This window comes from Bacillus cereus group sp. MYBK5-2, from assembly GCF_051915685.1.
Taxonomy (GTDB): Bacteria; Bacillota; Bacilli; order Bacillales; family Bacillaceae_G; genus Bacillus_A; species Bacillus_A cereus.
In genome coordinates this window covers 1-20337 of record NZ_JBQAFE010000001.1, presented here as the reverse complement: position 1 = coordinate 20337, position 20337 = coordinate 1, and the positions used below count along the sequence as shown (strand labels likewise).

Genomic DNA, 20337 nt, shown 5'->3' with positions numbered 1-20337 from the left:
GAAACAACGCTACCTCAATCCGTTAGATTGAGGTAGCACTGTTACTATTTCATTAATTTCTGTAATGCCAAATTTAGCTTTAAGACGTTTACGCGGGTCTCTCCAAATAAACCAAGTGCAGCACCTTCTGTTTGATCTTTAATCAATTGATTAAGTTTTTCTTTCGGAATATTCGTTAATTTCGAGATGCGATCCACCTGCACCGAGGCCGCCTTTGGACTAATATCAGGATCAAGCCCTGAACCTGAATTTGTCACTAAATCTATTGGTATTTCTGTAACCGGAACAGCTGGATTTTTTTCCTTCCAGTCCGCAATACTTTTCTCTACTCGCTTTGCTAAATCTGGATTAGATGGTGCATAGTTATTTGAACCAGATGCTTCAGCCTTATATTCAATACTAGAAACACGCCCTTGAAAATAACGTGGATCCGTGAAGTTTTGACCAATTAATTTAGAACCAATCACTTCATTTTTATCATTATATATTAGACTTCCATCCGCGTTATCCTTCATTACTGCTTGTGCAATACCAGTAACAATAAGTGGGTATACAAGTCCACACAACACTAGAAATGTAAAAGTAATACGGATAATTGGTGATAGTATACTTTGTTTCTTCTCCATCTTTTTCCCCTCTTCCTTATATAAACAAGCCGACAATCATATCAATTACCTTAATTCCAATGAACGGAACGATAACTCCGCCAAGCCCATAAATAAGTAAGTTTCGGCTAAGCAATGCATTAGAACTCATCGGTTTATATGCAATACCTTTCATCGCTAACGGAATGAGTAATGGAATAATAACAGCGTTAAATATTAATGCTGATAAAATTGCTGACAGTGGTGATGTTAGTTTCATAATGTTTAATGCTTCCATTTGCGGAATCGCAAGTGTAAACATTGCTGGAATGATTGCAAAATATTTCGCTATATCATTCGCAATACTAAACGTCGTTAAAGCACCTCGCGTCATTAACAATTGCTTACCGATTCCTACAACCTCAATAATTTTCGTTGGATTTGAGTCTAGATCAATCATGTTCGCCGCTTCTTTCGCTGCTGTCGTACCACTGTTCATCGCTAATCCAACGTCCGCCTGTGCTAATGCTGGAGCATCATTTGTACCATCACCTGTCATCGCTACAAGTTTCCCTTTATCTTGCTCTGCTTTAATAACAGCAATTTTATCTTCCGGTTTACACTCGGCAACGAATTCATCTACTCCAGCTTCTTTTGCAATCGTTGCTGCTGTTAACGGATTATCACCTGTACACATAACCGTTTTAATCCCCATTTGGCGCAACTGTTCAAAACGATCACGCATACCCGGTTTTACTGTATCCTTTAAATAAATTAAGCCATAAATACGATTATCTACTGCAACTACAAGTGGTGTTCCGCCCTCTTTTGAAATTAAGTCAGCTTTTTGATTTACATCTTTCGGAATTGTTCCGCCTTGTGACTCAACCCATTCAATAACGGCACCTACAGCACCTTTTCTCACTTTCGTTCCGTCTTGTAAATCAACACCACTCATTCTCGTTTCTGCTTTAAACGGAACAAACTCACCTTGTTCTGCAAGTTCTCTATTATATGATATAGATTTTCCCTGCACATACTCGATAACAGATCGACCTTCTGGTGTTTCATCTAAAACAGAACTAATAGCGGCCCACTTTCCAACTTGCTCAATCGTTTCATTTCCTACAGGTAATAATGTATGAGCCATTCGGTTCCCAAAAGTAATTGTACCTGTTTTATCTAAAATAATTGTATTAATATCGCCAGCAGCTTCTACTGCTTTCCCTGACATCGCTAACACGTTAAATTTTGTTACCCGGTCCATCCCAGCAATACCAATCGCTGATAGCAAACCACCAATTGTCGTTGGAATTAAACATACTAACAACGCTACAAGTACAGCAGTATCAATTTGAAAACCTAAATAATTTGTAAAAATCGGCAACGTCACAACGACGATCAAGAAAATAAGAGTTAAGCTCGTTAATACTGTATTTAAAGCAATCTCATTCGGCGTTTTTTGACGAGCAGCTCCTTCTACTAAAGAAATCATTTTATCGATAAATGATTCACCAGGATTACTCGTAATGACAATTGTAATTTCATCACTTACGACCATCGTTCCACCTGTTACGGAACAAAAATCACCGCCTGCTTCTTTTATAACAGGAGCTGATTCACCTGTAATTGCAGATTCATCTACAGATGCTAATCCTTTGATTACTTCGCCATCACTTGGAATCATTTCTCCTTGTTTTACGATAACAACATCACCTTTTCTAAGATCAGTTGCTGAAACTTGGACAATGTCTCCATTTTCTTTTACTACATTTGCAAACACATCTTTCTTCGACTGCTTTAAAGAATCGGCTTGCGCTTTACCACGACCTTCTGCTAATGCTTCTGCAAAATTCGCAAATAAAACTGTAAATAATAGAATGAGAGAAACTGTTATATTAAACCATCCTGGTATACTACTAGAACTGCTTGGAAGAAAAGATAAAATGAACGTAATGATAAATCCAATTTCCACAACGAACATAATCGGATTCTTTATCATGACCTTCGGATTCAATTTCGCAACGGATTGCTTCATCGCATGTGTTACGATATCACGATCCATCGTTTTCGCTTGTCTAACTTCATCTTCTACAGCATGTATTTGGGACTCATTTAATTGTTTTTCTTTTACTACTACCGGTCTCATCATTTACCCTCCATTACTTCAATGTAAGAAATTCTGCAATTGGACCGAGTACTAACATTGGGAAGAATGTTAATGCACCGACAATTACAATTGTTCCGATGAAGATGCCACCAAATAAACTATTATCTGTACGGAACGTTCCGACTGTTTCTGGCACTACCGTTTTTTCTTTCAATGAAGCTGCCACAGCTAGCATCGTAATTAAACTGAAGTAACGTCCTAAAAACATAACTAAACCAGTCGTAATATTCCAAAACGGTGTATTATCTCCTAATCCTTCAAATCCAGATCCGTTATTCGCAGCTGACGATGTATATTCATATACCACTTGCGTCAAACCGTGGAAACCGGAATGAGAAATAGCATCCGTCCCTAAATTTGTTGAAAGAGCTAATGCCGAAAATCCTAAAATGAGCAATGGATGAAATAAAATCGTGACCGCGATTAATTTCATTTCCTTACCTTCAATCTTTTTACCTAAAAACTCTGGTGTCCGTCCAACCATTAACCCAGATATAAACACCGCGATAATTGCATACATAATAATGTTTACAAAACCTGCTCCAACGCCGCCATACACAGTATTTAACATCATATTTACAAGCGGAACTAAACCGCCAATTGGTGTTAACGTATCATGCATCGTATTAACAGCGCCTGTTTCAGCAGCTGTCGTTACCGTTGCGTATAGTGAAGAAAATACTGTTCCAAATCGTACTTCTTTCCCTTCTGTACTTCCTTGTACATGTTCGATACCCATTCCATTTAATGCCGGATTCCCATTTAGTTCAGATGTCGTAATCGTTATAAATCCTAGTAAAAACACCATAAAAAGTGATACGAAAAGGATGCGACCTTGTTTTTTATTTCCTACCATTCGTCCGTACGTAAATGGAAGTGCTGTTGGTAATAACATCATAAGCATCATTTGCAAAATATTACTCATTTGTCCTGGATTTTCAAAAGGATGCGTAGAGTTCGCTCCGAAAAATCCACCGCCGTTATTTCCAAGTTCCTTTATGGAAACGAATGATGCAACAGGTCCACGTAATATACTTTGCTTTGCCCCATCAATCGTTTGTGCTGTAACCGCCCCATCTAACGTTTGCGGTACGCCAAGTGCGACAAAAACTAGTGCCGCAATAAATGCGATAGGAAGAAACACTCTCGTTAACGCTCTCGTAAAATCAACGAAAAAGTTACCAAGTTCTTTTCCAGCAAGTCCTCTTATAAAAGCCATAACGAGCGCTAATGTCGTTGCTGGTGCCGCAAACATTAAAAATGTAATCCCGATTAATTGTGATAAATAGGATAAACCATTTTCACCGCTATAATGCTGTAAATTTGTATCAGCCATAAAACTAATCGCTGTATTAAAAGCGAGCGTAGGCTCCATCCCTTCAATATGCGCTGGATTTAGCGGCAGCACACCTTGTAATCTGAAAATGAAATATACAACAACAATCATAAATCCGTTGAGTAAAACTAATGATAATGCGTACTGTTTCCACGTTTGATTGTATTCTTTTACACCCGTAATTTTAAAAATAAGTTTTTCAAAAGGCCCAAATACTTTATCTAGCGTTTTGCTACCTTGAAAAGCTTTTTCTAAATAAACCCCCGTTGGCTTTGCTACTAAAATAAACAAGAGCATTGTAATAATGACTGCAACCCAAATCATAATGAATGATTCCCCCTAATTAAAACTTCTCTGGATTTAATAATGCATACACTAAATACACTGTAATTGCTGCGACAATAACCGATAAGACAATCATCATGATTGCTTTCCTTCTTTCACAACTTTATCTGACCAACTTGCAAGACTTGCCATTGATGCAACTAATAAAATAAAAATCCCGACCATTACAACATCTAACATAGCTATCCCTCACTTTATTTTTGTTAAAATTTACCATTTAAATATTAAAAAAGAACACTGAGCTCTACTCAGTGTTCAAAAAATGAACAACAAAAAGTAAACCTCCTCTCTAAACGCTTACGAGGTTAGCTGTCGGATTCGGGCCTAAAGAGTAGCCCTACTTTCAAAACTGAAAGATTCACCCCAAGTGACGATGCACAAAATTGGTTCCCCCGCTCCATTTCTGGAACTCAGCGATTTTAGGTTTTTTTGGAAATTTTATGAATGATTTATGAGAGTAAATATACTCCTCTATATTTCACTTGTAAAGGAGTAAATTACTGAAAATAATAATATTTACATTCATTTAAACGCTTACATTGAAGATTATTACTATTATTTCATCTCTTTTCTTTATTTCTCTTCTCTTTTCTTAAAAATGACCTTTTAAATATGAAATAAAAAGAGCGAATGACATGAAGTGCATAGCTTGTTGCACTCAGCATTCGCTCTTTTTTATTCAACCTTTATTCTCCTCGTAAAAATGCACGTAAATTTCTCCCGCGAATATAAACTTGTGTCAATTCTGCATGTAGCTGCTCATACTCGGTAATATCTACCTCTAAATACAAAGCATCTTTTGATGGTAATATAATATACGGCCCTGGAAAAAGGGGATCGATCTGAACCAATTCTTGAACTCGCTCTACCGATACTGCCCAACGATTTGCTATATCTCCAAGTAATAGTACCTTCATCATTTCTTCCCCCGCCCTATTCAAAAAATAAAAAAGAAATATTATCACAATTTGTAAACACGACAAACTTAGCTCCAATTGTTTCATAGAGCCTCGCTGGATATCGTTTATTCCTTGTAACAACAGTAATAGGTGCTTGAAAAGAAAAGCGAATGTGTTCTGTGAAAAAACTAACGATTGGAAGCTCATCCCCTAGTAAAATCACCTTCTTAATACACTCACAAATACTAGTAAAGTCCTGCTCCTTACTGCAGCTATAAGTCCAATCAAACCCACAATTCCTAACTTCAGCCGCTATCTCTTCATTTGCTGTAAAAATAATTAACTCATGTTGAAATGATACTAAATCTCTTAAACTATTTACCTTACTTTCTTCTCCAACACAAATAAGTGTTAGTTCCATGTACCTCATCCTCCTTAGTATAAAAGAAATCAAACATAGATTGATATTCCCCTATACTAATCAGATCGATGAAGTGATGTATCCATCATGGCACCGTCCTCTCTCAAGACGCTTACGAAGTTAGCTGTCGGATTCGGACTTTGAGAGTAGCCCTACTTTCAAACTTGAAAGATTCACCCCTAGTGACACTGCACAAATTGGTTCCTCCGCTCCATATAATTGGACTCAGCGTTTACAAAAAAATGTATTCTGGCTGATATATTACTCCTGTATTTTGAAAAAGTAAACAGAAAAAAAGCCAGTTATAAAACTGGCTTTTCACTTATCTATACACGCGTTCTATTCACTTTATACGCAAAATGATTCGTCGGTCCATGACCACTACCAATATTCAATGGCTCTTCAATTGCTATACTAATAAATCGTTTTGCTTCTTGAACAGCATCTTCAATTGAGTATCCTTTCGCAAGTCCTGCTGTGACCGCTGAAGCAAATGTGCACCCACTTCCGTGCGTTTGCTTTGAAGGAATTCGCTCGCTTCTAAACTCAATAAATTCTTCTCCATCAAAGAGGAAATCAATTACTTCATTACCTTGATATTCTGCATGTCCGCCCTTCATAAGCACATATTTAGCACCTAATTCGTGCAATACTTTTGCAGCTTCCTTACTATCTTCAACATTATGAATCTCCACCCCAGTTAACACTTCTGCTTCTGGAACATTCGGTGTTATAACGGTTGCTACTGGTAATAAATATTCTTTTAATGCATGAACTGCTTCTTGCTGTAATAATGATGCACCGCCTTTTGCAATCATAACGGGATCTAGCACAATATTATTCCAGCCAAACTTTTTAATTTGTTCTGCAACAATTTGAATTATTTCACTACTAAATAACATTCCTAGTTTCACTGCATCTGGTGTTACATCCGTACCAATTGAATTCAGCTGTTCTGTAATACCTTCTAATGGAACAGGATATACCCCTTGAACGCCAAGCGTGTTTTGAGCAGTAATTGCCGTAATAGCCGTCATTCCGTATACACCAAGCTCTTGGAATGTTTTTAAATCTGCCTGAATTCCAGCACCGCCGCCGCTATCAGACCCTGCAATTGTTAAAGCTTTATTCACTTTCATCCCACTCATCCTTTTCTATCCAAAATAGCGATGATAAATCGTTTTTGCTTCGCTTATATCTTTCGTTCCATGTACGAGCACACGGCCATCTTTAAAGGCTACTAACCTCTTGTCTTCAACAGAAAATGATAGTAAATATGGATTTATATTTAAATCATTTACACGACCTTCCAACAACTCTTTATATTGTTCAAAATTCATTTCATCTTTATGAGGTGGTCTAATTTGAACTGTATTTCGCCCGCATAAAACTGCTGTTTTTGATGTGTTTTCTTTATTTAAATACGGATATAATGCATTCTCTCCGCATGAAGGACAATTATGCTGGCGAAGTTTTTGCACATTCATACATGAATACTCATTCTTCCACATATCAAACGATACAAGCCCATCTCGAAGTGATTCGTAATCTTCTACTAACAGTTTAAGAGCTTCTGTTACTTGATGAGAAACGACAAGAGATACAGCAGGTGATATAATACCCGCTGTATCACATGTTGCCCCGCCAAGCGGAATCGACTGTAATAAACATGATAAACATGGTGTTTTACTAGGAAGGATTGTGTAAGAAAGACCGTAACTACCTACACATGCACCGTAAATCCATGGAATAGAATATTTTTGTGATATATCATTTACAATAAAGCGCGTTTCGAAATTATCAGTCGCATCAATAATTACATCAACATTTATAACAAGTTCTTCTAGCTCTTCAGCTGTTACATCTTGAACGAGAGCTTCTATTGTTACATCACTATTAATCTCTTCTAAACGTTTTTTAGCCGCTATAGCTTTTGGAAGATTATTCTTTACGTCGCTCTCTGCATACAATTGTTGTCTTTGTAAATTACTCCAATCTACATAATCACGGTCAACAATTGTTATCTTGCCAACACCTGCTCTTACAAACATCTCTGCATTTGCACTACCTAATGCACCTGCACCGATAATAAGCACATGCTTTTCTCTTATCTTTTGCTGTCCTTCTTCTCCAATTGGAGAAAATAGTTCTTGGCGAGAATATCGATTATTCAACTACGCTCATTCCTTCTAAAGGACTACTTGCAGTTGCACAACGCTTACGTGCAATGCGACCTGCTTCAAATCCTAAACGGCCTGCTTCAATACTTAATTTCATTGCTTGTGCCATTTTAATAGGATCTTTTGCTCCTGATACAGCTGTATTTAATAACACGCCATCTGCTCCTAATTCCATTGCAAATGCCGCATCAGCTGGGCTACCAATACCGGCATCAACGATAACTGGTACTGTCGCTTGTTCAATAATGAAGCTCAAATTTAATGGATTTACAATACCAAGTCCTGATCCGATTGGAGATGCTCCTGGCATAATCGCATGCACACCAAGCTCTTGTAATTTACGTGCTAATACAACATCATCAGATGTATACGGAAGTACGATAAATCCTTCTTCCAGTAACATTTCAGATGCCTTTAATGTTTCTACCGGATCAGGTAATAACGTTCTATCATCACCAATAACTTCTACCTTTATCATGTCACAAAGCCCAGAAGCTTTTGCTAATTTTGCAATACGAACAGCCTCTTCAGCGTTTTTTGCTCCTGCTGTATTTGGTAATAACGTATATTTTTTCACATCAAGTTTCTCTAATAAATTAGGTTGCTTTGCATCAAAGATATCCATACGACGTACTGCAAACGTTAAAATTTCAGCTTCAGAAACGTCAATTGCCTTTTGCTGTACGTCAAAATCAGGGAATTTACCTGTTCCTAATAAAAGTCTAGAATGAAATGAAAATGGTCCAATGTTTAACATAATCAACCGCCTCCTACGAAAGTTACAATCTCAATTTGGTCTCCATCAAAAACAGATGTATCTGTATGATCATCTTTTTGTAAAATATCTTTATTACGCTCTACTACAACAATTCTGTTATCTAGCTCTAAATGTGTAAGTAGCTCAGCTACTGTTTTTACACTCGCTGGCACTTCAATTTGGTTACCATTAATTTTTAAATTCAAACTTCCATCCCCTTTCTAAACTCTTCTAGAAAGCAATGAATCTAGCAAATGATTCTCTTGCTTTCCTTCTATTAAATCAGCCATATATTGGCCAGAAATAGGACTTAATAAAATACCGTTTCGATAATGGCCCGTGCAAGCATATAAACCTTTTATTTCTTCATGCTCTCCCATATAAGGAGCTTCATGATTCGATTGTGGTCTTAATCCTGCCCACGTGCTTTCCCATTCTGCTTCTTTTAAAGCTGGCAATATTGTATAAGCACGCTCTAATATAGAAGTTATACTTTCTGGCTGCACAGTTTTATTGAACGTATGTGGCTTCATTGTTGCCCCAATTACGTAACGTCCACCGCGCTTTGGAGTAATGTAAAATCTTTCTTGAAAAATAGGTGCTTTTAAAAGTTGTTTTCTACTTCTTACCGCAACCACTTCTCCTTTAACTGGATATGTACCCCAATCGCGGTGAAAATAACTGAGTAACTTCGTGCTCCATGAACCTCCTGCAATAACGACTTTCTCACATGTGACAATACCTTCACTTGTAATAACTCCAGTCACTTTATTATTTTCAATACGGATATCAAATACTTCTGTCTGTTCATATATATCAGCACCGGAAATCGCTGCAGAATGTGCGAATGCTTTCGTAAGCTCTGGTGCAATAACATGACCGTCTTTCGGATAATATACTGCTCCTATAATAGATTCGGATAGATATGGCTCTTTTTCCCGCACATGGTCTCCCGTTAGAAAATAAGAATCTTCACCTGTTTTCTGCTGCCAATCCATAATGTGAAGAATTCTTTCCTTCTCATCTTCATTTTGAGCAATACGATAAATTCCTTTTTCTTCATATCCAATATCAACACCCGTCTTTTCACGTAAAACTGCTGCAAGTTGTGGAAATATAGCTCGGCTTTCTCTAGCAAGTTCAAATAGCGGATCATACGCATCCCATTCTGCCTGAACACCAAGTAAACCAGCAGCTGCTTTTGAAGCTTCCGATGCAATACTTTGCTTCTCCACAATCGCTACTTTATGTCCTCTTTCTGCTAGAAAATGTGCAATTGAACTACCAATTACACCACCACCAATAATCGCTACATCATACTTCTCACACATGTTTTTCCGCCCACTTTCTTATTGATTCCTTATAAGATTTCGCTTTGCTATACGGGTTACTACTACTTACAATTCCAGACATAACTGCTATACCGCTTACACCGTTAGTAAGAACATCCACTGTGTTTTCTGGGGTAATTCCTCCAATTGCTGTAATCGGTATAGATAAACACCTTGCAATGTCTGAAATTTCTTCAAGCCCTCTCGCTGGCACACCTTTTTTACAATCTGTCGGAAATACATGGCCATAAACGAGTGAATCCGCTCCATTTTTAAAAGCTACTATTGCTTCATCTAGCGAATGCACAGAATAACCGACATGCAAATACGAAAACTTTTCTTTCACTGACTTTACATCTGTACTTCGATATCCTAGTTGAACACGAGGAATATTTAATAAAATTGCAATATCAATTCGATCGTTTATGACAATTTTAGAAGCCGGAAAGCCCTCCATTAATAGACTTTCCACACCTTCATATAATTCCTTCGTACTCTTCTCACGCTCACGAATATGCAAATAATCAATCTCACTCTCAATTTGCATCGCTACATTCACTAACTCTTCGAATGGCATATGGCCATTTGAGATTACGTGGAGCTCATTTTTCATATTCATTCGCCTACTTTAAAATATTTTCGAATAATTCATCGGCTGGGACGGTTTCTTTCGTCATTCCTTTGTCCTTCAGCCACTTATTTTGTTTCTCCCAAGATTCTTTTGAATCTGATAAGAATGGCTCATCTTTCGTTTCCATCTTCTCTAATAAAATTTTCATACTTTCCTTTTCAACTTCTGGCACAAGTGGGAAGTTTTCTTTTTCTTGATGATTTAATAAAATATTCAATGCTTCATCTGGGTTTTTCTTCATGAAATCATAGCCTTTTTTCGTACCACGTAAGAAAGCTTGCAACGCCTCTTTATCTTTTTTCAACGTTTTATCACCTGTTACAAACACAAGCTCATGATAGTTTGGTACTCCGTAATCAGCTGGATTAAAGTACGCTGGTTCATGGCCTTCATGACGCATAACAGGTACTTCATGGTTAATGTATGCCCCTGTTACCGCATCTACTTTCTTCGTAATTAATGCTGGTACTAAATCAAAGCCAACATCTACTACTTTCACTGTATCAGGATTACCACCAGCTTCTTTTACCATCGTTTTTAAATACATCTCACTTAATGGTGTTCCAGAGTATCCTACTGTTTTTCCTTCTAAATCTTTCGGTGATTGAATGCCCGCTGATTTCAGTGATACAACATGATTTAATGGTGAACGTACGACAGCCCCAATTGATTTCACTGGAATTTGCTCATTCGCTCTCGCCATAACAACATCTGGCTGATAATACAAGCCAACTGTCACCTTCCCTGCTGCTGCCAGCGTTAATGGATCAGTCGGATTAGAAGGGAATTTAATATTTACCTTTACACCTTCTTCTTTAAAGTATCCTTTTTCAATTGCTGCATAGATAAAGCTATGTACCGCATTTGGATACCAATCTAACATAACTGTTATTTCTTTCTCTTTTTTACTTTTGTCTGATGCTGAATTACTCGAACATCCTGCAATTATTGCAATTAATAATGTAAACACAAAGATGCGCTTTAAAAATTTCATGAATGCTTCCTCCAACTAATGAATTTCTTTTCTAATATGGAAATAATTACGACGAAGAAAATAGCTAATAATGATAACAATACAATAGGTGCAAATACGCCAGCTCCATCTAACTGCGTCATCATTCTCTTACTGAAATATCCAAGCCCAGCTTGTGCACCGAGCCATTCTCCAATTGCTGCTCCGATAACACTAAGCGGAACTGCAATTTTTAAAGCTGAGAAAAAATAAGGAAGAGCAGACGGCAACTTTAATTTAAGAAAAATATCTCTTTTTGTTGCTCCATATGTAACTAAGAGCTCCTCCCATTCTTTTTTCGTACTACGCAGTCCATCATACGTATTGACCGCAATTGGGAAAAACGTAATTAAAACTGTGACAACAACCTTACTCCAAATTGTATATCCAAACCATAAAACAAATAGCGGAGCAAGCGCAGTAATCGGAATCGTTTGTGAAGCAACTAATAATGGATAAAATGCTCTCTCCATCCATGTACTCGCATCCATTAACATCGCTAGCCCTACACCTAATACGATAGAGATAACAACACCTATTAAAACGACGTATAACGTTGCAGGTAAATGAACTGTAAATAATATGTCTTTTAGTTTCCATATCTTCATTAAAATCGCAGAAGGTGACGGTAAAATGTACATCTCATCTACAATTCTTGCTCCTATTTCCCACACAGCTAGTAAAATACTAGAAAGTGTAATAGCAGGAACTAATTCTTTCAATCGGTTCATCACACAAGTACCTGCCTTTGTAACATACTAAGAAGCTCATCTTTCAGCGCTAATACTTCCGGTTTATATAAATCTTTTCGTGTTCTGTTATGATCAAGCGGTACAGTCCGTTCAGTCAAAGTCGTTATCGGCTGCTGTTCCACTACTAAAACTCGGTTTGAAAGAAATAACGCTTCTTCAACATCATGAGTAATGAATAAAATTGTTTTTTCCCACTCTTGCCATTGTTCAAACAACCATTCTTGCAAAGAGGTCTTCGTTAAAGCATCCAACGCACTAAATGGTTCATCTAACAGCAATATCTCCCCGCCTGTTAATAAAGTTCGAATAAAAGATACACGTTGTCTCATACCACCAGATAAATCTTTCGGATATTTTTTCTCATACCCTTGCAAACCAAATTTATGTAACAGTTCCTTTGCCTTTACTTCTGCTTCTTTCTTCTGTACACCTTGGCACTCTAGCGGCAGGGCAGCATTCTCAATAATTGTTCTCCACGGCAAAAGCATATCTTTTTGCGGCATATATCCTACAGGATGGTTCTTTGTTTCTGTCAGTTCTATCTGTCCAGTACTTACCTTTTCTAGACCTGTAATAAGGCGAAATAAAGTACTTTTTCCACATCCACTCGGTCCGATAATACTGACAAACTCTTTCTCATGTATAGAAGCATTTAATTCATGGATGATTGGTTTCTCATCGTAATGAAAAGAAACATTATGAAACTGTAGTATGTTCTTGCTCCTCAAATCCCCACATCTCCTTACGATAGGACATATCCCAGAATAAATATTCAAATCGACTGGAATATAAGAAGATCTCCTCTAATCTTTCTAGTTCTTTCTCAGACTTTCCAACTGCCATTTCATTTAATAAATCTATTAACCAAATACAAAGATTACCGTATTCTTCCGAACTATATCCTTGAATCCACTCACCAAAAAACTCATGATCTCTTGCTCCAGGAATATCATTTAAACGCTTTCCAATTTCCCAATAGCTCCACATACATGGAAGAAGCGCTGCTATTAATTCCGCAAGTGTGCCATTTTGAGATACAGACATCATGTAATTTGTATAAGCTAAATTTTTAGCAGATGGTTTCGCAGACTCTATCTCCTCTATAGAAATTCCAAGTCTTTTTGCATATTGTTTATGGATTGTCATTTCGCCATTTAATATTCCATCAATTTGTTCAGCGAACTTTCCCATTACTTGTGGATTCGTTGCTTTTACAACACCAATCGCATATAACTTTGCATAATCTAGCAGATATAAATAATCTTGAATAATATAATACTGGAATTTATCTTTTTCTAACGTGCCATCTCCCATACCCACTACAAACGGATGATTATGACTCATCTCCCAAACCGGTTGCACAGTTTCTAATAATCTATCGCAAAATTTCATTTCTCTATCCCCTTTCAATATATGTATCTAAATAAAAAACCACTTCTATATATAAGAAGTGGTTACAGCAAATAAAGTTATACATTTATTCGATGTTCCACTTCCCTTCGCTAGTATTACCTAGATCAGGTGTTGTAAGGGTTAAGGATTATTCCTCTCTCAGCAAGTCAAGCACCCCTAGTGGTTTCAATATGAAATTTTCAAATAAAAAAGCCCCGTTTCTATACGCAAAGAAACGGGGACTCATTGTTAGTGTCCGAATTGCTTCCCTACGCTAGCATAATCTAGATCAGGTAATAAAAAGGATCAAAGGCTTACGGCCTACTCTCAGCTGGCAACACCAGCTCTCCTAGCAAACTATAAAATTATCACTGTCAGTATAACACCCTAATAAGACATCATCAACTTTTTTAATTTTCTTAATTATCAACATAATATCAAAATTATACAATACATACATTCTATTTTAGAAAATAAAACCCCAATTAATTGTATAAAAAGGAATCATTATCCTCAAAAAATTTATTTTTATATTGATTTCATATTACATTTATGTGAATACCCCCACTATATTATATCTTTATACTATAATAAAATTACAACTATACAACTAGAGGAGGTCTCTATTCCATGAATATGAAAGCTACTGCTTTAACAGCAACTACTGTAGCGATTGCTTCTTTACTTCCTTCTATGGGTGAAACAAATGTACAAAAAGCAAACGCTGAACAATTATCTAATATTAAAACTGGGTATGTCAAAGTCGATCAAGTAGCATTACATACAGAAGATAACGTAAAAAGCACATCAATTGATACAATTCGCTTTAATACAAAAGTGAACATCCTTGAAACAACTAATGGTTGGTATAAAGTATCTGTTCATAATAAAGTAGGTTATGTACAAAAAGATGCTATTTTACTAAAAAACAAACTTCAATCTAATGATCAATACATCGTTAATGCTAATGCATTAAACGTTCGCTCTGAACCTAATTTAGAATCTTCCATTTTAGATGTATTACCAAATGGTAAGTTTATTACCGTTCAAGAAGATCAAGGCGAATGGTATAAAATATCACATAATGGCCAAACAGGTTACGTACAAAAAGCATTCATCTCTAATGGTTCACAACCCTTAGTAAAAGGAATCACCGTTCAAAATAATACAAAATATACTGTTGCAACACCTAATCTAAATGTACGTAGCACCGCTAGTACAAGTAGCGCTCTACTCGGTTCATTACAAAACGGTACACAAGTACAAGTAGTAGAAACTGTAGGTACTTGGTATAAAATTCGTTTTGGCACAGGATACGGATATGTAGCAAAACACTATGTAGTACAAAATCAACCACAAGCTAAAACAGATCAGCCTTCATCAATTCCAGCTGCTTTCAAATTCCCCGCTCAAGGAAGAATTAGCTCAACCTTTGATATACGCTGGGAACAAATGCATTATGGTATAGATATTGCCGCTCCAGGAAACGTCTCTATCCAAGCTGCTGCTGCAGGTAAAGTTGTGAAATCTTATTATTCAGCTAGCTATGGCAATGTTGTTTTCATTGCGCATCAAATCAATGGGAAATTATATACAACTGTTTATGCTCATATGAGGGATCGCACTGTACAAGCTGGTGATCAAGTACAAACTGGACAATTAATAGGTCATATGGGAAACACAGGTCATTCATACGGGCAACATCTTCATTTTGAATTACATAATGGAGAATGGAATTTTGAAAAAACAAATGCAGTAAATCCACTGCCATATTTAGTTAGGTAAATTGTATGCCACGCAATATACCTCTTATAATTGAATACGTAGCCTTTTTAGGTTTAATCTGTTGTTTAATCATTTACAATACAAACATTGTATTTTTATCTATTATTATTGCTTTTGTTGCATTAGAAATTATGATGGAATCATTTCAAGTGCAACTAAAACAAAAAATTGCCCATATTTATAATGCTATTTTTCTTTTGAGTGCTCTCATAACAAATATAATTAGTAATGGCTTTTATTTATCTACTGTATTTCCAGTATTCTTTATGGCTGTTTTATTATTTGTAGCTAGATATATTAATGTCCCTTATAACCAAAAACAAAAACAAAAACAAGAAGCTTAGAAAGAGGAGACACTGTGTACCAATCTTTCAAAGATACTCCAATAAAATACATATTGAATTTGTATAAGAAAGCCAATACTTTTTTTGGTATACAAGGAAGTTATACTGCACAACTTCTCCTATATGGAATGTTGTTTCTTGTCTTAATCACTTTCTCCTTGTTTTACTAACAAAAAAGGATCTCACATAAACTGGAGATCCTTTTTAATTTATATTAATTTTTCATATCGAAAATATTGTTTATCCACAAGCATATTTTTCATAAATAAAGCTCAGGTTATATTTTTTCTCTAAGCTCATTCGCTGTTCGTCATCGCACCAATAGAAAAGAATATCATGAATCGTTGCGTAACGCTTATTTTTAAGAAATAGCCTAAAGAATGATGGTAAACAATCATGTAATTGTATAAATATATAATTGCGTAGTGTTTCTTCTTTATATTCAATGCCCTTACAAATATACAGTAATTCTTCACAATAATATGCATGCTGTGGAACTTGTATCATTTCGAAAAATGGCACATAAGATAGTAGCTTTCCAATAAAATGACCATATCGATCCATTACTCCTATCGTCATATGCTCCATCATTTCTTTCATCACATATAAATAATCATCTACATGCGTTGTCTTTAATGGGTCTAAGCGATCGGAAATTTGAGATAATACAGCTCTTTGACATGCTAAAACTGCCTGACTAGGTCCATAATATGATAGGAAATCTGTACACTTACGATATTTCCGTAATAAATCATGTGTATACAAATCATATACAAAAGTATTACAATACATTGCTAAACTCATCATATCACTATTTAATTGCTCTTTTGATAATGATTTCGCTCTCTTGCACATATAAAAGAATGTAAATTCCAATACTTCTTTATGAGATAATAAATGTTTACAATCGGTTATACACTTCTCATTAAATTTAACTCTATCCCAAATTTCAATATCCCTATCTGTCAATTCACCTATACGATATTTAATAATTAAATAATTTAAAGCAACTGATTGCGTCAAAAGATCCCATGTTTCATATTCCAATGAAGTATGAACAAACTCAGCTAATCCTTGCGCTATCATAAAATCATTTGCCTCTTCATACCAACCAATCTCTTGGCATAAGCGAAGAATACGCACTAAAGTTGGAATTTCATCTTTATGAAACTGCGGTAATTTCTTTGCTTTATTCATGCCATATACGATAAATGCCGCTAAATTTTCTTCTTTATAAAATTCTTTCTCTTTCCATACTAATATAGTTCGTTCTTTCCCCTCACCTTTTGGGTGACAAGGTACAAGCAAAGAAAATAATTCAGCGAAATTATTTGGTTCTATATATGTATCTGTAACCAAATTCCAATTTGGATCGCCCTGTACAGCCTTCATATAATTCCCCTTCCCTTTTCATCTATGTAGGAAATATTAATTTATTATCGCACCACTAAAAATTAATATTGTTATATTCAAAATCTCTCATAATACTTATATCTATCAGTATATCATCTTTTCTCTTATTAAAAATTAAGAATAACAAATTTTAAAAAAATGTCGAAATTATTAACCACATACTTATTATATAATGTCTCAGATACATCACGCTAACATATTAGTTTAATCCATATATACTAGAATAATGTATCTGAAATTTATATATAATTTAGCTCTTTATGAGTGACCATTAAACTCTCGGTTAATGAAAGTTTCAATTTACTCTGTACGCTCTGAGATTTCGCTCAAGGCAAATCCAGCTTGATCATCTGCTGATTCCCTTATAGCTAAATCTCCTAGTGCTAACATGCCAATAAGTTGACCACTATCAACTACTGGTAATCGTCTAATTTGATGCTGTGCCATTAGCTCTGTAGCTTTTTCAATAGAATCATTTGGAGAAACTGAGATAATATTTGTTGTCATTACATTTGTAATCTTATTAGATCCAGGATGTTTTTCAGCAATCCCTCGAACGACTAAATCACGATCAGTAACAAGCCCAACAACTTGCTCATTTTCAACAACAGGAATTAATCCAACCGATTCTTCCTTCATTTTTACAGCTGCCTCATATACATTGTCTAGCGGTGTACAATGTACAATATGGGTACTCATTAAGTCTCTCACTCGTGTCATTATGATTTCCTCCTTTTTATACATACCATAGCTTTTCCAAAATTCCTTTATTTATTTCTGGAAAGTAACGTAATAAAAAGGATTAACAAAATAAAAAAGAGCCAGCATAATGCTGACTCTTTTTGTATGACCCGTACGGGATTCGAACCCGTGTTACCGCCGTGAAAGGGCGGTGTCTTAACCACTTGACCAACGGGCCATGGCTCCGCAGGTAGGACTCGAACCTACGACCGATCGGTTAACAGCCGATAGCTCTACCACTGAGCTACTGCGGAATAATATATGGTGGGCCTAAATGGACTCGAACCATCGACCTCACGCTTATCAGGCGTGCGCTCTAACCAGCTGAGCTATAGGCCCATATACTTTACAGGGGCAGTAGGAATCGAACCCACACTGGAGGTTTTGGAGACCTCAGTTCTACCTTTAAACTATGCCCCTAAATGATGCCGGCTAGAGGACTTGAACCCCCAACCTACTGATTACAAGTCAGTTGCTCTACCAATTGAGCTAAGCCGGCATAAAAAAAATGGTGGCTCGGGACGGAATCGAACCGCCGACACGAGGATTTTCAGTCCTCTGCTCTACCGACTGAGCTACCGAGCCAACATAAATGGCGGTCCCGACCGGGGTCGAACCGGCGATCTCCTGCGTGACAGGCAGGCATGTTAACCACTACACCACGGGACCATTTGGTTGCGGGGACAGGATTTGAACCTGCGACCTTCGGGTTATGAGCCCGACGAGCTACCGTGCTGCTCCACCCCGCGACAATATAAAGTTTTAAAAAATGGAGGAGGTAGAGGGATTCGAACCCCCGCGCGACTCTCGCCGCCTGTCGGTTTTCAAGACCGATCCCTTCAGCCGAACTTGGGTATACCTCCATGAAGGAAAAAATAAATATTTTATTATTATATGTCTAAACCATTAAAGAAAAAATGGAGGAGGTAGAGGGATTCGAACCCCCGCGCGATTCTCACCGCCTGTCGGTTTTCAAGACCGATCCCTTCAGCCGAACTTGGGTATACCTCCGAGACATATATTAAATAAAGTGGAGCCTAGCGGGATCGAACCGCTGACCTCCTGCGTGCAAGGCAGGCGCTCTCCCAGCTGAGCTAAGGCCCCATGTTTTTTGGGAATATCGGGAAGACAGGATTTGAACCTGCGACCCCCTGGTCCCAAACCAGGTGCTCTACCAAGCTGAGCCACTTCCCGTTAATAAAAGCGCGCCCGAGAGGAGTCGAACCCCTAACCTCTTGATCCGTAGTCAAACGCTCTATCCAATTGAGCTACGGGCGCATATGGTGCCGAGGGCGGGGGTCGAACCCGCACGGTGGTCACCCACCGCAGGATTTTAAGTCCTGTGCGTCTGCCTGTTCCGCCACCCCGGCATGTCATATTGAAAATTGGAGCGGAAGACGGGATTCGAACCCGCGACCCCAACCTTGGCAAGGTTGTATTCTACCACTGAACTACTTCCGCAAGACATGTATGAGTTATTTTATTAAAAGTGCGGGTGAAGGGAGTCGAACCCCCACGCCAAAGGCGCTAGATCCTAAGTCTAGTGCGTCTGCCAATTCCGCCACACCCGCATATTTTATTAAAATGGTGAGCCATGAAGGACTCGAACCTTCGACCCTCTGATTAAAAGTCAGATGCTCTACCAACTGAGCTAATGGCTCTTAATGGCTGGGCTAGCTGGATTCGAACCAGCGCATGACGGAGTCAAAGTCCGTTGCCTTACCGCTTGGCTATAGCCCATTAATTAAGAATGGTGGAGGGGGGCAGATTCGAACTGCCGAACCCGAAGGAGCGGATTTACAGTCCGCCGCGTTTAGCCACTTCGCTACCCCTCCGACATATATGGTGGAGGATGACGGGATCGAACCGCCGACCCCCTGCTTGTAAGGCAGGTGCTCTCCCAGCTGAGCTAATCCTCCATTTTGCCTGGCAACGTCCTACTCTCACAGGGACAAGGTCCCAACTACCATCGGCGCTAGAGAGCTTAACTTCCGTGTTCGGTATGGGAACGGGTGTGACCTCTCTGCCATCATTACCAGACTGTATTCATTTAAGACAAGAATCATTATAACTTATTCGCTTCTGAAAGTCAACAAGTTTTTTATATTCTTTCAAAACTAGATAACATTGCTACATATTATATGGTTAAGTCCTCGATCTATTAGTATTCGTCAGCTCCACATGTCACCATGCTTCCACCTCGAACCTATCAACCTGATCATCTTTCAGGGATCTTACTAGCTT

General features: G+C 37.5%; 22 protein-coding genes, 20 tRNA genes, 2 rRNA genes and 4 riboswitches. Of the genes, 2 read left to right on the top strand and 42 right to left on the bottom strand.

Features of this window, described 5'->3' with window-relative positions:
- Positions 1-44: 44 nt before the first annotated feature.
- From kdpC to tenA, 18 genes are all read right to left on the bottom strand, one after another.
- Positions 45-626 carry a K(+)-transporting ATPase subunit C gene (kdpC, locus tag ACTFP3_RS00220; RefSeq protein ID WP_000412594.1) on the bottom strand — a complete coding sequence of 194 codons (582 nt, stop codon included), beginning with the start codon at positions 624-626 and terminating at the stop codon, positions 45-47.
- A 16-nt stretch (positions 627-642) separates the two neighbouring features.
- Positions 643-2733, bottom strand: coding sequence for a potassium-transporting ATPase subunit KdpB (gene kdpB / locus ACTFP3_RS00215; RefSeq protein ID WP_001248002.1), 2091 nt, complete (start codon positions 2731-2733; stop codon positions 643-645).
- Between the two features lie 13 nt (positions 2734-2746).
- Positions 2747-4414: a potassium-transporting ATPase subunit KdpA gene (kdpA, locus tag ACTFP3_RS00210; RefSeq protein WP_006914749.1), complete on the bottom strand. Its 1668-nt coding sequence runs from the start codon at positions 4412-4414 to the stop codon at positions 2747-2749.
- A 19-nt stretch (positions 4415-4433) separates the two neighbouring features.
- On the bottom strand, positions 4434-4511 hold the full coding sequence (gene kdpF, locus ACTFP3_RS00205) for a K(+)-transporting ATPase subunit F (RefSeq protein ID WP_223153441.1): 78 nt from the start codon (positions 4509-4511) through the stop codon (positions 4434-4436).
- Positions 4511-4615: a SipW-dependent-type signal peptide-containing protein gene (locus ACTFP3_RS00200; protein ID WP_000887894.1), complete on the bottom strand. Its 105-nt coding sequence runs from the start codon at positions 4613-4615 to the stop codon at positions 4511-4513. Before ACTFP3_RS00200 ends, kdpF begins: the two co-directional genes overlap by 1 nt.
- A 100-nt stretch (positions 4616-4715) precedes the next feature.
- A riboswitch (cyclic di-AMP (ydaO/yuaA leader) is annotated at positions 4716-4861 on the bottom strand.
- Positions 4862-4995: 134 nt separating this feature from the next.
- The gene (locus tag ACTFP3_RS00195; protein WP_269435330.1) at positions 4996-5118 is read right to left on the bottom strand and encodes a hypothetical protein; all 123 of its coding nucleotides are present in this window, start codon (positions 5116-5118) and stop codon (positions 4996-4998) included.
- 3 nt (positions 5119-5121) lie between these two features.
- Positions 5122-5355: a hypothetical protein gene (locus ACTFP3_RS00190; protein WP_001985933.1), complete on the bottom strand. Its 234-nt coding sequence runs from the start codon at positions 5353-5355 to the stop codon at positions 5122-5124.
- Between the two features lie 13 nt (positions 5356-5368).
- Positions 5369-5755, bottom strand: a complete 387-nt coding sequence (locus ACTFP3_RS00185; protein ID WP_000424090.1) for a hypothetical protein — start codon at positions 5753-5755, stop codon at positions 5369-5371.
- Positions 5756-5848: 93 nt separating this feature from the next.
- Positions 5849-5996: riboswitch (cyclic di-AMP (ydaO/yuaA leader) on the bottom strand.
- An 85-nt stretch (positions 5997-6081) separates the two neighbouring features.
- Positions 6082-6894 (bottom strand): bifunctional hydroxymethylpyrimidine kinase/phosphomethylpyrimidine kinase, encoded by an 813-nt coding sequence (gene thiD, locus ACTFP3_RS00180; protein ID WP_061456805.1) that lies wholly within the window; start codon positions 6892-6894, stop codon positions 6082-6084.
- A 15-nt stretch (positions 6895-6909) separates the two neighbouring features.
- Positions 6910-7929 (bottom strand): thiazole biosynthesis adenylyltransferase ThiF, encoded by a 1020-nt coding sequence (thiF, locus tag ACTFP3_RS00175; protein WP_001065417.1) that lies wholly within the window; start codon positions 7927-7929, stop codon positions 6910-6912.
- On the bottom strand, positions 7922-8692 hold the full coding sequence (thiG, locus tag ACTFP3_RS00170; RefSeq protein ID WP_000931981.1) for a thiazole synthase: 771 nt from the start codon (positions 8690-8692) through the stop codon (positions 7922-7924). Before thiG ends, thiF begins: the two co-directional genes overlap by 8 nt.
- 2 nt (positions 8693-8694) lie before the next feature.
- Complete coding sequence (gene thiS / locus ACTFP3_RS00165) at positions 8695-8898, bottom strand: sulfur carrier protein ThiS (protein WP_001049502.1); 204 nt, start codon at positions 8896-8898, stop codon at positions 8695-8697.
- 15 nt (positions 8899-8913) lie between these two features.
- Entirely contained in the window at positions 8914-10023 is a 1110-nt protein-coding gene (gene thiO, locus ACTFP3_RS00160; protein WP_000333287.1) for a glycine oxidase ThiO, read from the bottom strand.
- Positions 10016-10636, bottom strand: coding sequence for a thiazole tautomerase TenI (tenI, locus tag ACTFP3_RS00155; protein WP_000787170.1), 621 nt, complete (start codon positions 10634-10636; stop codon positions 10016-10018). Before tenI ends, thiO begins: the two co-directional genes overlap by 8 nt.
- 10 nt (positions 10637-10646) lie before the next feature.
- The gene (locus ACTFP3_RS00150; protein ID WP_000670416.1) at positions 10647-11648 is read right to left on the bottom strand and encodes an ABC transporter substrate-binding protein; all 1002 of its coding nucleotides are present in this window, start codon (positions 11646-11648) and stop codon (positions 10647-10649) included.
- A complete protein-coding gene (locus ACTFP3_RS00145; RefSeq protein WP_016121919.1) occupies positions 11645-12397 on the bottom strand; it encodes an ABC transporter permease in 753 nt (250 codons plus the stop codon). Before ACTFP3_RS00145 ends, ACTFP3_RS00150 begins: the two co-directional genes overlap by 4 nt.
- Positions 12397-13146 carry an ABC transporter ATP-binding protein gene (locus ACTFP3_RS00140; protein WP_001256797.1) on the bottom strand — a complete coding sequence of 250 codons (750 nt, stop codon included), beginning with the start codon at positions 13144-13146 and terminating at the stop codon, positions 12397-12399. The genes ACTFP3_RS00145 and ACTFP3_RS00140 overlap by 1 nt, the downstream gene beginning before the upstream one ends.
- Positions 13115-13810, bottom strand: coding sequence for a thiaminase II (tenA, locus tag ACTFP3_RS00135; RefSeq protein WP_000666827.1), 696 nt, complete (start codon positions 13808-13810; stop codon positions 13115-13117). The genes ACTFP3_RS00140 and tenA overlap by 32 nt, the downstream gene beginning before the upstream one ends.
- 85 nt (positions 13811-13895) lie before the next feature.
- Positions 13896-13999, bottom strand: a riboswitch (TPP riboswitch).
- Between the two features lie 60 nt (positions 14000-14059).
- Positions 14060-14171, bottom strand: a riboswitch (TPP riboswitch).
- Between the two features lie 269 nt (positions 14172-14440).
- Between tenA and ACTFP3_RS00130 the strand changes: the two genes are divergently transcribed.
- Positions 14441-15595, top strand: a complete 1155-nt coding sequence (locus ACTFP3_RS00130; protein WP_016121917.1) for an SH3 domain-containing protein — start codon at positions 14441-14443, stop codon at positions 15593-15595.
- A gap of 5 nt (positions 15596-15600) precedes the next feature.
- A complete protein-coding gene (locus ACTFP3_RS00125; RefSeq protein WP_049108207.1) occupies positions 15601-15939 on the top strand; it encodes a hypothetical protein in 339 nt (112 codons plus the stop codon).
- A gap of 240 nt (positions 15940-16179) precedes the next feature.
- Here the strand turns inward: ACTFP3_RS00125 and ACTFP3_RS00120 are convergent, their stop codons facing one another.
- From ACTFP3_RS00120 to ACTFP3_RS00005, 24 genes are all read right to left on the bottom strand, one after another.
- A complete protein-coding gene (locus ACTFP3_RS00120; RefSeq protein WP_000648912.1) occupies positions 16180-17331 on the bottom strand; it encodes a DUF3965 domain-containing protein in 1152 nt (383 codons plus the stop codon).
- A 321-nt stretch (positions 17332-17652) separates the two neighbouring features.
- Positions 17653-18072: a CBS domain-containing protein gene (locus ACTFP3_RS00115; RefSeq protein WP_000199011.1), complete on the bottom strand. Its 420-nt coding sequence runs from the start codon at positions 18070-18072 to the stop codon at positions 17653-17655.
- 127 nt (positions 18073-18199) lie between these two features.
- Positions 18200-18271 (bottom strand) — tRNA-Glu (locus tag ACTFP3_RS00110).
- A 1-nt stretch (position 18272) separates the two neighbouring features.
- Positions 18273-18347 (bottom strand) — tRNA-Asn (locus ACTFP3_RS00105).
- 8 nt (positions 18348-18355) lie between these two features.
- Positions 18356-18432: transfer RNA gene (locus tag ACTFP3_RS00100), tRNA-Ile, on the bottom strand.
- Positions 18433-18442: 10 nt separating this feature from the next.
- Positions 18443-18513 (bottom strand) — tRNA-Trp (locus ACTFP3_RS00095).
- Positions 18514-18519: 6 nt separating this feature from the next.
- Positions 18520-18592: transfer RNA gene (locus ACTFP3_RS00090), tRNA-Thr, on the bottom strand.
- A gap of 10 nt (positions 18593-18602) precedes the next feature.
- Positions 18603-18678: transfer RNA gene (locus tag ACTFP3_RS00085), tRNA-Phe, on the bottom strand.
- An 8-nt stretch (positions 18679-18686) separates the two neighbouring features.
- Positions 18687-18762, bottom strand: a tRNA-Asp gene (locus tag ACTFP3_RS00080).
- Between the two features lie 3 nt (positions 18763-18765).
- Positions 18766-18842, bottom strand: a tRNA-Met gene (locus ACTFP3_RS00075).
- 21 nt (positions 18843-18863) lie between these two features.
- Positions 18864-18956 (bottom strand) — tRNA-Ser (locus ACTFP3_RS00070).
- A 55-nt stretch (positions 18957-19011) separates the two neighbouring features.
- Positions 19012-19104: transfer RNA gene (locus ACTFP3_RS00065), tRNA-Ser, on the bottom strand.
- A 20-nt stretch (positions 19105-19124) separates the two neighbouring features.
- Positions 19125-19197 (bottom strand) — tRNA-Ala (locus ACTFP3_RS00060).
- Positions 19198-19213: 16 nt separating this feature from the next.
- A tRNA-Pro gene (locus tag ACTFP3_RS00055) sits at positions 19214-19287 on the bottom strand.
- A 10-nt stretch (positions 19288-19297) separates the two neighbouring features.
- Positions 19298-19371: transfer RNA gene (locus ACTFP3_RS00050), tRNA-Arg, on the bottom strand.
- Between the two features lie 3 nt (positions 19372-19374).
- Positions 19375-19463 (bottom strand) — tRNA-Leu (locus ACTFP3_RS00045).
- Between the two features lie 16 nt (positions 19464-19479).
- Positions 19480-19554 (bottom strand) — tRNA-Gly (locus tag ACTFP3_RS00040).
- Positions 19555-19583: 29 nt separating this feature from the next.
- A tRNA-Leu gene (locus tag ACTFP3_RS00035) sits at positions 19584-19664 on the bottom strand.
- A 14-nt stretch (positions 19665-19678) separates the two neighbouring features.
- Positions 19679-19754, bottom strand: a tRNA-Lys gene (locus tag ACTFP3_RS00030).
- Between the two features lie 4 nt (positions 19755-19758).
- Positions 19759-19833 (bottom strand) — tRNA-Gln (locus ACTFP3_RS00025).
- An 11-nt stretch (positions 19834-19844) separates the two neighbouring features.
- Positions 19845-19928 (bottom strand) — tRNA-Tyr (locus ACTFP3_RS00020).
- Between the two features lie 8 nt (positions 19929-19936).
- A tRNA-Val gene (locus ACTFP3_RS00015) sits at positions 19937-20012 on the bottom strand.
- A gap of 5 nt (positions 20013-20017) precedes the next feature.
- Positions 20018-20133, bottom strand: a 5S ribosomal RNA gene (gene rrf / locus ACTFP3_RS00010).
- A 101-nt stretch (positions 20134-20234) separates the two neighbouring features.
- Positions 20235-20337, bottom strand: a 23S ribosomal RNA gene (locus tag ACTFP3_RS00005); the annotation flags it as partial.

What these genes read in the sequence shown, in the direction of transcription:
- thiG (WP_000931981.1), bottom strand. Translation starts at nt 8,692, where the DNA reads ATGTTAAACATTGGACCATTTTCATTTCATTCTAGACTTTTATTAGGA.
- ACTFP3_RS00120 (WP_000648912.1), bottom strand. Translation starts at nt 17,331, where the DNA reads ATGAAGGCTGTACAGGGCGATCCAAATTGGAATTTGGTTACAGATACA.
- tenI (WP_000787170.1), bottom strand. Translation starts at nt 10,636, where the DNA reads ATGAAAAATGAGCTCCACGTAATCTCAAATGGCCATATGCCATTCGAA.
- ACTFP3_RS00145 (WP_016121919.1), bottom strand. Translation starts at nt 12,397, where the DNA reads ATGAACCGATTGAAAGAATTAGTTCCTGCTATTACACTTTCTAGTATT.
- kdpF (WP_223153441.1), bottom strand. Translation starts at nt 4,511, where the DNA reads ATGATTGTCTTATCGGTTATTGTCGCAGCAATTACAGTGTATTTAGTG.
- ACTFP3_RS00125 (WP_049108207.1), top strand. Translation starts at nt 15,601, where the DNA reads ATGCCACGCAATATACCTCTTATAATTGAATACGTAGCCTTTTTAGGT.
- ACTFP3_RS00130 (WP_016121917.1), top strand. Translation starts at nt 14,441, where the DNA reads ATGAATATGAAAGCTACTGCTTTAACAGCAACTACTGTAGCGATTGCT.
- kdpC (WP_000412594.1), bottom strand. Translation starts at nt 626, where the DNA reads ATGGAGAAGAAACAAAGTATACTATCACCAATTATCCGTATTACTTTT.
- ACTFP3_RS00190 (WP_001985933.1), bottom strand. Translation starts at nt 5,355, where the DNA reads ATGATGAAGGTACTATTACTTGGAGATATAGCAAATCGTTGGGCAGTA.
- ACTFP3_RS00150 (WP_000670416.1), bottom strand. Translation starts at nt 11,648, where the DNA reads ATGAAATTTTTAAAGCGCATCTTTGTGTTTACATTATTAATTGCAATA.
- ACTFP3_RS00115 (WP_000199011.1), bottom strand. Translation starts at nt 18,072, where the DNA reads ATGACACGAGTGAGAGACTTAATGAGTACCCATATTGTACATTGTACA.
- thiO (WP_000333287.1), bottom strand. Translation starts at nt 10,023, where the DNA reads ATGTGTGAGAAGTATGATGTAGCGATTATTGGTGGTGGTGTAATTGGT.
- kdpB (WP_001248002.1), bottom strand. Translation starts at nt 2,733, where the DNA reads ATGAGACCGGTAGTAGTAAAAGAAAAACAATTAAATGAGTCCCAAATA.
- ACTFP3_RS00200 (WP_000887894.1), bottom strand. Translation starts at nt 4,615, where the DNA reads ATGTTAGATGTTGTAATGGTCGGGATTTTTATTTTATTAGTTGCATCA.
- tenA (WP_000666827.1), bottom strand. Translation starts at nt 13,810, where the DNA reads ATGAAATTTTGCGATAGATTATTAGAAACTGTGCAACCGGTTTGGGAG.
- kdpA (WP_006914749.1), bottom strand. Translation starts at nt 4,414, where the DNA reads ATGATTTGGGTTGCAGTCATTATTACAATGCTCTTGTTTATTTTAGTA.
- ACTFP3_RS00185 (WP_000424090.1), bottom strand. Translation starts at nt 5,755, where the DNA reads ATGGAACTAACACTTATTTGTGTTGGAGAAGAAAGTAAGGTAAATAGT.
- thiD (WP_061456805.1), bottom strand. Translation starts at nt 6,894, where the DNA reads ATGAAAGTGAATAAAGCTTTAACAATTGCAGGGTCTGATAGCGGCGGC.